Raw genomic sequence first — 3,669 nt, forward strand, 5'->3', positions numbered from 1 at the left:
CCCTACACCCCCGACCCAGACAGCGAGACCTCCTCCGATGCCAACGACAGGTGGCTACCGAGAGGTCTGGACGAGGAGCCCCACGGCGAGGAGGCTTGGCGGCCGAACACCCACGAGAACGACCAACAGTCGGCGGCAGCAGCGAAGGCTGCCGGCACCAGCTCCAAGCAACCCCCACGCAAGGTCACCACCCCGAGAAGAGCCACCACCCGGGGCAGCACCGATAGTCCGACCCAGGACACGGCGACGCGGAAACGGACACGGGCGAAGACGCCGGCCACGAAGACCGCCACCTCGACGCCACTGTTCGGGTTGTACGACGCGGCGGCCGAAGCTCGCAAGCCGTACTGAGCTCCAGCTACCGACGACAGTGCGCACGCACGGACAGGCGCTGATCGAGGAGGAGGCCGGCGTGCCTGGACACCGCCCGACGATCGCAGACGCCAGTCCCGAAGCGTCCCCGCTCCCTGGTGAGGGCGGCGGTCGCCTGCATGTTCCACTCACCGATCAGCCCGAGCATCAGCGCAACGGCCCACTCGGCGGTCAGCCCGATGGTCATCGTTTCTTGGAGGCGGCGTGGCACGAGCCGTTGACCACCAAGGAGGGCTGGGCCCGGTTCGTCGCGGCGGTCCCCGCGGAGTTGAGCCTGCTGCCCGCCCGGGCCTGGCGACTGCTCGGCGCGCAGCGGCGTGCCGTCTACGACGAGGCCCGCCTGGACTACCACTCACGCTTCATCACCGTCGCCACCCCGGCGATGCTCGCGGTCAGCCACACCGGGCGCCGCAACATCCTGCTGAACCGCCACACTGCTTCCGGACGCAGCGGTCTGGTCGTCTCCGGTGGCGCCACCTACGGCAAGACCACCGCGATCACCCAGCTGGGCCGCACCCACGAACTCGCCGTCCGCGGTCATCTGCCGCCAGGCAGCGACCGGTTGCCGGTGGTCTACATCACCGTCCCACCCGCCGCGACACCGCGGATGATCGCCGTCGAACTGGCCCGTTTCCTGGGCATCACACCTTCTGCCCGCCGCAACATCACCGACGTCATCGACACCGTCTGCGCCGTCCTCATCGACGCCCACTGCGACCTGGTCCTGGTCGATGAGATCCACAACATCGACCTGTTCAGCCGTCACGGTGCGGACGCCTCGGACACGCTGAAGTACTTCTCCGAGCGCATCCCGGCCACCTTCGTCTACGCAGGCGTCGACCTGACCCGCACAGGCATCTTCGACGGCACCCGCGGCCGCCAGATCGCCGGGCGCTTCAGCCTGCTCACCATCGACGCCTTCGGCTACACCAGCACCACCCAACGCCAGCAGTGGCAGACGCTGGTCGCCTCCTTCGAGAACGCGCTGCGCCTGCACCGCCACCGCAACGGCACCCTGGCCGGCCTCGCCGATTACCTGCACCAGCGCACCGCCGGCTCCATCGGCAGCCTCGCGCACCTGATCCGCGCCGGCGCCATCGCCGCCGTCTTGGACGGCAGCGAACACCTCACCCGCACCAGCCTGAACGGCATCACCCTCGACCACGCCGCCGAGAGAGCCGCCACCCGGGCCGCACCCCTTCCACCTCGTAGCCGGGCACGTCGTGCACCGCGCCGCCCCTCCTCCGCGCCCACCGCGGCCAAGACCAGTGCATCGCGCGCATGAATACGCAAGCCGTTGCCCGACAAGTCGTCCTTCAGCCGCACTTGCCGACGTGGATCAAGCCGTTGCCGCGAACCGTGCGCGTCATCCCCGGCGAGAGCGCCCACCATGTCGTACAGCGCCTGGCCACCCTCAACCACCTCCCCCTGGCCGAACTCACCGCCATGATCGCCGGGTACCGGCGGGCGTTGAGCGGTCCGTGGGGCCTCACGCAGACAGCAGGTCTCGAGCAAATCAGCGCGGAGCAGATCAACGCGGAGCAGGTCAGCGCCGAAGAGGTCATCGCTCGGTTGACCGGTTACCCACCGGCCGTCTTCCAGGTCGCGACCAATCCCAGCGCTGACGCCGGGCCCCATCACCGCGCGTGCGACCGCTGCCAACGACGCCGCGCCGATCCCCCTGAAGGTGTCTTTCCTCGCGCCCTGCCTGGGGCCGCGGTGTGCTTGCGCCACCAACGCTGGATCAACGACTCGACCCCGCCCCTGGACCTGGCCCGCTGCCCGGAGATCATCCACGCCCAGGTGCAGCTGGACCGTCGCCGACGGCGCCTACCCGAACTCGTTCCCCGTCTCGCCGAGGCCGAGCAGATCATCGTGCGCTGGGTCGAGCGCGGCCAGGCCGGTGACCACCTCGCTCACCGGTGCAGCAACCTGAGTGACCGCACCACCACACGCTCAAAGGCGCCGATCCTGATGACTGCCCCCCTCTTCCGCGCCGCGATCTTCCCCGATGTCGTCACCCTGGCCAGCCTCCTGGCCAGCCCGTCTTGGAGACGCCACTTGATGCTGCAGCAACCGGTCGCGACCGGTGACTACCACGCCGAAGCGCGACGACGACTACACGGCGCCTACAGGAGCGCCCCAGAGCACTCTGACCCACTGCTGCAGTGGATCAGTGAGCAACTGAACGCCTTGGAGAGCACCCGCCGCCACCTCAACGCCGACCCCACCGAGGCGCGGCGATGGCGCAACAGCTTCCCCGACCTACCGTGGGCGGCCGCCGCTGCTCTCGGCCCCCTCATCTGAGCCCGCCGCCCAGCAGCCCAGCAGACCCTGCCGCTGGTCATCCACCCGAGGAACGCCCATGCGAACGAGGACTCCCCCCGCCCCCGCCTCCCGATCTTTCGCCCGGCCTCAACCATTCTCGGGCGACGGCGAAACCCCATCGATCGCCGCACTGCGCGACCTGAGCATCTCCGACGCCACCTGGAGCGCCTACCTCACCGTGTGGAACCGGTGGACCCGATGGGCCGGCGACCGCGATCTGCCCGTCCTGCCTGCTGACCCCCACGGCATCGGGGTCTGGGCCCACGAGTCAGCGTTCCCACCCGCGCCCCAGGATCCGCCGCTGAAGAACACCACGATCGGCGCCACGGACGGTGCCCGCAAGGGTGCCGGTCGCCCACGCACCACCGGACCCGTCCGAGCCACCACCCTCACCACGTGGATGGCGGCCATCACCTACATCCACCGCCGCGCCGGCCACCCCAGCCCCCTGGCCGACCCCACGCTGCGCAGCGTCATGGACGACCTGTCAAGGCCCGGGTTTGATGGAGACCACCAACCCACGCCTCCGAGAGGATGATGGTCTCCATGGCTGCACCGAGGAAGTATCCCGACGAGCTGCGTGAGCGGGCGATCAGGATGGCCGTCGATGCCCGCCGGGACCCGACCGGGCGGGCAGGCGCGATCAAGCGGATCGCGGGCCAGCTCGGGATCAACCCTGAGACGCTGCGGGGCTGGGTCACCCAGGCCGAGGTCGACGCCGGCGACCGCCCGGGCACCACGACCGAGGACGCCGCCCGGCTGGCGCAGCTGGAGACCGAGAACCGTGAGCTGCGCCGCGCGAACGAAATTTTGCGGCGGGCGTCGGCTTTCTTCGCGGCGGAGCTCGACCGCCCACACCGCTGATCGTCGACTTCATCGATCAGAACAAGGACGACCTCGGAGTCGAGCCGGTCTGTGAGCAGTTGCAGATCGCCCCGAGCACCTACTACGCCGCGAAGTCCCGGCCAC

At 69.7% G+C, this 3,669-nt stretch carries 4 protein-coding genes and 1 other annotated feature; all 4 genes read left to right on the forward strand.

From position 1 onward, the window contains the following. Nucleotides 1-351: hypothetical protein (locus GTR02_RS22500; RefSeq protein ID WP_205709719.1), on the forward strand; the 351-nt coding region annotated here is incomplete at its 5' end. A 214-nt stretch (nucleotides 352-565) separates the two neighbouring features. Continuing rightward, a complete protein-coding gene (locus GTR02_RS20510; protein WP_420814757.1) occupies nucleotides 566-1,657 on the forward strand; it encodes an AAA family ATPase in 1,092 nt (363 codons plus the stop codon). Further along, complete coding sequence (locus GTR02_RS20515) at nucleotides 1,654-2,679, forward strand: hypothetical protein (RefSeq protein WP_166609331.1); 1,026 nt, start codon at nucleotides 1,654-1,656, stop codon at nucleotides 2,677-2,679. The genes GTR02_RS20510 and GTR02_RS20515 overlap by 4 nt, the downstream gene beginning before the upstream one ends. Before the next feature lie 567 nt (nucleotides 2,680-3,246). Beyond that, nucleotides 3,247-3,564 (forward strand): transposase, encoded by a 318-nt coding sequence (locus tag GTR02_RS20520; protein WP_166609332.1) that lies wholly within the window; start codon nucleotides 3,247-3,249, stop codon nucleotides 3,562-3,564. Continuing rightward, nucleotides 3,525-3,638 (forward strand) — a sequence feature (AL1L pseudoknot). (Overlaps the previous gene by 40 nt.) Nucleotides 3,639-3,669 lie beyond the last annotated feature (31 nt).

The sequence above is a fragment of the Kineococcus siccus genome, assembly GCF_009906795.1.
In the GTDB taxonomy this organism is placed as follows: Bacteria; Actinomycetota; Actinomycetes; order Actinomycetales; family Kineococcaceae; genus Kineococcus; species Kineococcus siccus.